The following is a 7,820-nucleotide window of genomic DNA, read 5'->3' as shown; positions in this document are numbered from 1 at the left end:
GTGTCAACGCCGCCGGTGATCTCACGGGTCTGCTGTGCGATGGTGGACATCGCCGTCCTTTCACCTGATCCGACAAGGGCGGCAGCCACCGGCCGGGCAGGCGGACAAGACAGTGATGGGGCCTCTGGCCAGGCTCTTATGAAGTCACGCCAGCCCGCTCGGTGGATGCACACGAGCGTCTCCCGGCCAGGGCCGACAGATCCCGTTGAGGACCCAAGGTCAGTCAGTCGCTGGGTCAGACCCCGCCGGGAGACGCTCACGAACATCATCACTGTCAGTCGCGGATCAGGGAACGCAGGACGTACTGGAGGATGCCGCCGTTGCGGTAGTAGTCCGCCTCGCCCGGGGTGTCGATGCGGACGACCGCGTCGAACTCGACGCCGGTGTCCGTGGTCACCTTGACCGTCTCGGGGACGGCGCCGTCGTTGAGGGCCGTGATGCCGGTGAAGGAGAAGGTCTCCTCACCCGTCAGGCCCAGCGACTGCGCCGAGGCGCCCGCGGGGAACTGGAGCGGCAGCACGCCCATGCCGATGAGGTTCGAGCGGTGGATGCGCTCGTACGACTCGGCGATCACCGCGCGGACGCCGAGCAGCGCGGTGCCCTTGGCCGCCCAGTCGCGCGACGAGCCGGAGCCGTACTCCTTGCCCGCCAGGACGACGAGCGGGGTGCCGGCCGCGGCGTAGTTCTGGGCCGCGTCGTAGATGAAGGAGACCGGTGCGTCCGCACGGGTGAAGTCGCGGGTGTAGCCGCCTTCCGGCAAGGAGGGGCGGTCAGCGCCGGGGGCGATCTGGTTGCGCAGCCGGATGTTGGCGAAGGTGCCGCGGATCATGACCTCGTGGTTGCCGCGGCGCGAGCCGTAGCTGTTGAAGTCGCGGCGGGTCACGCCGTGCTCGGTGAGGTACTGACCGGCCGGGGTGTCGGCCTTGATGGCGCCGGCCGGCGAGATGTGGTCGGTGGTGACCGAGTCGCCGAGCAGGGCCAGCACGCGGGCGCCCGCGATGTCGTCGACCGGGTCCGGGTCCATGCCCATGCCGTCGAAGTACGGGGGCTTGCGCACGTAGGTGGACTCGGCGTCCCAGGCGAAGGTGTCGCCCGTCGGGATCGGCAGCGCCTGCCACTGCGCGTCGCCGGCGAAGACGTCCTGGTACGACTCGGTGAACATCTCCTCGCCGATCGCGGCGGCGACGACCTGCTCGACCTCCTGCTCGCTCGGCCAGATGTCCTTGAGGTAGACCGGCTTGCCCTCCTTGTCCGTGCCCAGCGGCTCGCGGGTGATGTCCGTCTTCATGGAGCCGGCGAGCGCGTACGCGACGACCAGGGGCGGCGACGCGAGGTAGTTCATCTTCACGTCGGGGTTGATCCGGCCCTCGAAGTTGCGGTTGCCGGAGAGCACCGAGGTGACGGCCAGGTCGTGCTCGTTGACGGCCTTGGAGATCTCCTCCGGCAGCGGTCCCGAGTTGCCGATGCAGGTGGTGCAGCCGTAGCCGACGAGGTTGAAGCCGAGCTTGTCGAGGTACGGGGTGAGGCCGGCCCGGTCGTAGTAGTCCATGACGACCTTGGAGCCCGGCGCCAGCGTGGTCTTCACCCACGGCTTGCGCGTCAGGCCCTTCTCCACCGCCTTCTTCGCCAGCAGCGCCGCGCCGACCATGACGGACGGGTTGGAGGTGTTGGTGCAGGAGGTGATGGCGGCGACGGTGACGGCGCCGTGGTCGAGCTCGAACGCCGTGCCGTCGGCGGCGGTCACCGGGGTGATGCGGGTCGGTACGCCGTTGGAGGTCGCGGGCGCGTCGGAGGCCGGGAAGGACTCCTTGCCGGCCTCGTCGGCGTCCTCGACGTAGTTGCGCACGTCGAGACGGAACTGCTCGGCGGCCTTCGACAGCTCGATACGGTCCTGCGGGCGCTTGGGCCCGGCGAGTGACGGCACGACCGTGGAGAGGTCCAGCTCCAGGTACTCGGAGTACTCCGGCTCGTGCGCCGGATCGTGCCACAGCCCCTGGATTTTGGCGTACGCCTCGACCAGCGCGAGCTGCTGCTCGTCGCGGCCGGTGAGCTTCAGGTACGTGAGGGTCTCGGCGTCGACCGGGAAGATCGCGGCGGTGGAGCCGAACTCCGGCGACATGTTGCCGATCGTCGCGCGGTTGGCCAGCGGGATCTGGGCGACGCCCGCGCCGTAGAACTCGACGAACTTGCCGACGACCCCGTGCTTGCGCAGCATCTCGGTGATGGTCAGCACCAGGTCGGTGGCGGTGGTGCCGGTGGGCAGCTCGCCGGTGAGCTTGAAGCCGACGACGCGCGGGATGAGCATCGAGACGGGCTGGCCGAGCATCGCCGCCTCGGCCTCGATGCCGCCGACCCCCCAGCCGAGCACGCCGAGGCCGTTGACCATGGTGGTGTGGCTGTCGGTGCCGACGAGGGTGTCGGGGTACGCCTTGCCGTCGCGGACCATGACGACGCGGGCCAGGTGCTCGATGTTCACCTGGTGCACGATGCCGGTGCCGGGCGGGACGACCTTGAACTCGTCGAACGCGGTCTGGCCCCAGCGCAGGAACTGGTAGCGCTCGCGGTTGCGCCCGTACTCCAGCTCCACGTTGACCTGGAAGGAGTCCGGGGTGCCGAACTTGTCGGCGATCACGGAGTGGTCGATGACCAGCTCGGCGGGGGCCAGCGGGTTGATCCTGGCGGGGTCGCCGCCCAGGTCCTTGACGGCCTCGCGCATGGTGGCGAGGTCGACGACGCAGGGGACGCCGGTGAAGTCCTGCATGATCACACGGGCCGGCGTGAACTGGATCTCCTGGCTCGGCTGCGCCTGGGAGTCCCAGCCGCCCACGGCCCGGATGTGGCCGGCGGTGATGTTCGCGCCGTCCTCGGTGCGGAGCAGGTTCTCCAGCAGCACCTTCAGGCTGTACGGCAGCCGGGCGGCACCGTCCACCTTGTCCAGCCGGAAGATCTCGTACGACTCGCCGCCCACCTGCAGCGTGCTGCGGGCGTCGAAGCTGTTCGCCGACACGACAGTCTCCTTCGTCATTCGCGTTCCACCGCAATCCTGCCGCTACGTCCGGAGAGGGGCGACTTGAGGGTGGCACCTTCGGCAGATATCTCGATGTCGAGATAAACCTTACTCCATGGGCCTGCCTAGGTGCTCACCCGTGTCGCGCGTGGCCGCGGGTCGCCGGCCGCGCCGTACGGGCGTACGGGCGTACGGGCGTACGGGCGTACGGGCGTCAGGCCGGCTTGCGGGCCACGCCGCCGTACATGGCGATGTGCGAGTTCGGCACCGACTCGCCGATGCCGTCCGGGCGCCAGTGGTGGACCAGCGTCACACCCGGGTCGATCAGCTCCAGTCCGGTGAAGAACCGCTCCGCCTCCGCGCGGTCGCGGATCTGCAGCGGGATGCCCCGCTCGTTGTACTCGCGGCCGACGCCCGCGACCCGCTCGGGGTCGGTGTCGCCGGTGAAGACGGTCAGCGCCAGGAAGCTGCCCGGCGGCAGCGCGTCCAGCAGCCGCGCGACGATGCCCTGCGGGTCGTCCTCGTCGAGGATGAAGTGGACGATGGCGATGAGCGACAGCGCGACGGGCTCGCCGAGGTCGAGCACCCTGTGCAGATGGGGGTCGCCGAGGATGGACTCGGGGTCGCGCAGGTCGGCCTGGATGTAGCCGGTCCTGCCCTGCGCGGTGCTCTGCAGCAGGGCGCGGGCGTGGGCGAGGACGATGGGGTCGTTGTCGACGTAGACCACCCGGCACTCCGGGGCGACCTCCTGGGCCACCTCGTGGAGGTTCGGCGGCGTCGGTATGCCGGTGCCGATGTCGAGGAACTGCCGTACGCCGTAGTCGCGGGCGAGCGTCCTGGTCACCCGGTGCATGAAGACGCGGGTCTGCTTCATGGAGGTCGGCAGGCTGGGCCAGGCCCGCACCGAGGCGTCGCCCGCGGCGCGGTCGGGGGCGTAGTTGTCCTTGCCGCCGAGGAGGTAGTCGTAGACCCGTGCGGAGTGCGGGCGGTCGATGTGCAGGTCGATCTCGGGCTCGTCGTCGCCGGCTGATGCGTTCATGCGGTGCGGTCACCTTTCTCGTCGTACGCGTCTGTCGTCGTACGCGGTCGTCAGGCCGGGCACGTGCCGTCCGGGCCCTGGAAGGTCCGGTACAGCCGCGGCCGGTCGGCGCTCTCCGGGCGCGGGTACTCGATGATCGGGACCGGCTTGCACACCGGCCAGTTGTCCTTCTCCACGTCGAAGCCGAACTGCCCGCTGGCGCCGTGCACGCAGTCCTGGCACGGGTCGTCGCCCCCGACCACCTTCATGTTGGTGATGGTGTTGTAGACGTCGAGCTTGGACGGCAGCCGGTTCGACTCCCCGCCCTCTGCCGGCTGGCCGAGGTCGGTCAGCGCGGTCTCGACGGCCTGGGTGAGCACCACGAACGCGTCGTGGTGCATGATTGCGTACCCGTCGTCGAGCGCGGCCCCCGGCAGCCCGCTGACCTTCGCGAACCCGTCGGCGAAGGTGGTGAAGCGCTCGCTGGAGCCGTCGCCGGCCCGCCACGAGGGCGCGTCGGTCGCCGCGGCGCCGACGGTGACGACGCGGGCCTCGGCCATGTCGGCGCGTACCTGCTCGGCCTTCAGCCCCTCGGGCAGGCCGGTCGCCACGCGCAGGATGCGGATCTCGGCGTCGAAGTCGTCACACTCCGGCTCGTCGGACAACTGGGTGATCAGATACGGCAGGTCGGAGTCGCGACCGGCGTAGAAGACTGTATCGGCCTCCAGCCGGCAGATGCCCTGCGCGGCCGGGGAGAAGCGCCGCGGCGCGCCCTTGTAGTCGCCCATGATGCCGACGAAGGAGGAGCTGCGGTTCTCCAGCTGGTACTCCTCGCCGAACTCCAGGCGCATGTTGTCGCGGGTGTTGGCGACGTAATCGTCCTCCTTGCGCGAGTCCCAGACGAGGTAGCCCGAGGGCTTGCCGGGCCGTGTGCCCGGGTGTTCGTCGAGGTAGTCGGCGAGCGCGGCGACGGATTCTATGTTGGACGGCGCCGACTTGAAGAGCGTGTCGCCGCGGATCTCGGGTGAGCTGAGCACGCCGGAGACGGCCGGTATGTCGGCCTCCGACAGCGCCTCGGCGGCGTCCTCGGTGTCCTGCTCGCTGTTGGGCAGGCCGACCACGCCGACGAGCGGGGAGTCCTGGTTGGTCGGCGCCCGGTCGGTGGTGAGCGCGGCGAGCGCGGCGACCGCGGGCCGCCACTGCGACAGGTCCTTGCCGACGTTGGCCAGCAGGAGCTGGTAGTTGACGCCCGGCTCGCGGTTCGCGGTGAGCTGCGCGGTGAGCACGCCGGCGAGGGTGTTCTGCACGACCTCGGGGGTCATCGCGCTGGACTCGGTGGCGTTGAACGGCATCATGAGCCCGACGCGCACGTACGGCTCGCGCTTGGAGCTGTCGTCGTCCTCCCAGCGCGCGCGGACCCGCTCGTTCTCCTCGCCGATCTGCCGGACGAGTTCCTCTATCCGCTCGTCCGGCCCGTCCGCGCCCGGCTCGAAGGCCGGCGACTGGGCGGTGGCGTCGGCGACGCCGACGCACTCCTCACCGTTCGCCGACTCCACGAGCCCGTTGCCGCACGGCTCTTCGCCGCCGAGGGCGAGCACCACCAGCACGGTGGCCGCGGTGATCGCCGCAACGGTCAGTACCCCCAGGATCGCCTTCTCGGCCCGGCCCAGCGGCCGGCTGAGGATTGGCACGGCCCTTCCCCTCCTCCCCGCCCTCGCGGCGTCCCGCCGCCGGCTAAGGAATGGCATGGCCTCTCCCCTCCTCGCCGCCCTCGCGGCGTCCCACGGCCGAGTCCGGCATGCGCAGTTCCTTGAGCGCCGCCGGCCAGTCCTGCGATGCGACGTACAGTGCCCGGCCCCCCGTCGGGTGCTCGAACGACAGGAAGTCCAGCTCCCGCCCGATCCGGCCGCGCAGATGCGCGTCGGGTACGGACAGCGGGTCGGCGGCGTACCACACGCCGTGCAGCAGCCGGTTGACGGACCGCGCGACGGAGTCGGCGCCGGTGAACGTCCCGTCCCGCTCCCCCGCCGCCGTCGCCCGGCACACGTCGGCCCAGGCGGGGTCGGGCGGGTGCGGGGCGGTGGCGATGTGCCACAGGTCGGTGAGCCAGCGGTCCGTGTCCGGCTCCTGAAGGGTCTCGGCGAGCCAGCGGGCGGGCTCCCCGGGGCGGCCCGCGGCCAGCTCGTGGTGCCGGGCGCAGGCGTGCTCGCCGCGCTCCTCGTGGTGCCGGCGCAGCAGCTCGTGCAGCTCCGGCCAGGGCTGCGGCGGGTCCGTCGCGTCGGCCGGGCGGCGGCGCAGCTCGTTGACGAGCACGGCGCGCAGGAAGTCATCGCCCACGAACGACCGGCCGGGCTGCGGCCACCGCTCGTCGCGCAGGTGGCTGCGTGCCTCCTCGACAGCGCCGGTCTGGTGGTCCCGGATCAGGTACGCCCCGGCCAGCGCCCGGGCCGCGGCGGCGTCCTGCGCGACGGACAGCAGCACGAGGTACCCGCTCAGCTCCGCGTCGGGCACGAGCGCCTGCAGCATCAGCTCCGTGACGTGTTCCCCCGCGAGCCGCAGCCGTGCGAGCTCCTGCGTCTCGACGGCCGTCGGCTCCGGCACGGCGTCGAGGGCGTCGTAGAAGATCCGGCAGCCCAGCGGGCTGCCGCCGGTGAACCGGTGCACGGCGCGGGCCACTTCCTGGCGCACCGCCCGCTCCTCGCCGACGTGCATCATCGACAGCAGTTCGTCGGGGTCCAGGGGCGGCAGCGGCAGGGTGACGAGCCCGGCGGCCGGGTTGCCGGGCTCGCCGCGGCGGCGCCACTCGCGCAGCCGGGGGACGTTCGCGGCGGTCCACCGGGCGGCGCCGGCGAACCGGTCGTCGTGCGGCTCGCCGAGGGTGGCGGCGACCACGACGAGCGGGTCGGGCCGCTCGCCGGCGGCGACGCGCCGGGCGAGCAGCAGGTCGAGCAGGTCGGTGCCGGCCTGGGTGTGGACGTTGTCGACCAGGGCCAGCGGGCGGGGCGCGGCGTTGAGGTGCCGCCATCCCGTGTACGCGGCCCGCAGATCCTCCAGCAGCGCCTCGACCAGGTGGCCCTCGATGCGGCGCCGCATGCCCTCGCCGAGGTGGAAGGCGCGGCACAGCGCGATGAGCACGTGGTTGTTGTCCTGCTGCGAGGTGGGCACGCCCTCCAGCCCCTCGTACCACTGGCGCACCGCCCGGTTCTCCCGGAAGCCCAGGTACCGGTCGGTGAAGAGATGGACGCTCGCGGCGGCGACCGGGCCCAGCTCGTCCGCGCCCCATCCGCCGATGCGGTCGACGACGTCGCCGGGCCAGTTGCGGGCCCGCTCCGGGTCCTTCTCCAGGCCGCAGTCGGTGAGCAGCGCCTCGACCCGCTCACGGGCGCACGCCTGCTCCTCCAGCTCTCCCCGGTGCCAGGCGCTGACGGCCACCAGGCCGGTGAGCAGCCGGGGCAGCCGCAGCCGGCCGAAGCCGGGGCAGTGCGCGCTCAGACCGCGGGCCAGGTCGGTCAGCAGTACGGCGACGGGCGAGGTATTGGAGACCGCGGCCTCGTCGTCGCGGAGGCCGGCGCAGTCCACGGAGGCGACGGGTACGCGGTCGGCGTACGCCTCGCGCAGGGCGTCCAGCACGGCGGTGCGGCCACTGCCGTGGGCACCGTGGAGGAGCACGGCGGGCACCTCGCCGCGCGGCTCCTGGCGTATGGTCTTCCGCTTCGTGTGGTGCAGCCCCACCATGCGGGGCACCAGTTCGCGCAGCACGGCATCACGTCCGTACAGGGTCAAGCTCCGCTTCCC

At 71.7% G+C, this 7,820-nt stretch carries 4 protein-coding genes; all 4 read right to left on the bottom strand.

All coding sequences use genetic code 11. The annotated features are described in order from the left end of the window. Nucleotides 1-274: 274 nt before the first annotated feature. The 4 genes from acnA to B124_RS14840 all read right to left on the bottom strand — a co-directional run bounded on the left by acnA (nt 275) and on the right by B124_RS14840 (nt 7,808). Nucleotides 275-3,007 carry an aconitate hydratase AcnA gene (gene acnA / locus B124_RS14855; RefSeq protein WP_496503298.1) on the bottom strand — a complete coding sequence of 911 codons (2,733 nt, stop codon included), beginning with the start codon at nt 3,005-3,007 and terminating at the stop codon, nt 275-277. Between the two features lie 214 nt (nt 3,008-3,221). Continuing rightward, entirely contained in the window at nt 3,222-4,046 is an 825-nt protein-coding gene (locus B124_RS14850; protein ID WP_496503291.1) for an SAM-dependent methyltransferase, read from the bottom strand. Nucleotides 4,047-4,096: 50 nt separating this feature from the next. Continuing rightward, complete coding sequence (locus tag B124_RS14845) at nt 4,097-5,716, bottom strand: hypothetical protein (RefSeq protein ID WP_496503290.1); 1,620 nt, start codon at nt 5,714-5,716, stop codon at nt 4,097-4,099. Nucleotides 5,717-5,759: 43 nt separating this feature from the next. Then, nucleotides 5,760-7,808 (bottom strand): P-loop NTPase family protein, encoded by a 2,049-nt coding sequence (locus B124_RS14840; protein ID WP_496503289.1) that lies wholly within the window; start codon nt 7,806-7,808, stop codon nt 5,760-5,762. Nucleotides 7,809-7,820 lie beyond the last annotated feature (12 nt).

The sequence above is a fragment of the Streptomyces sp. CNP082 genome, from assembly GCF_059570535.1.
This window is presented reverse-complemented; position numbering and strand designations above follow the sequence as displayed.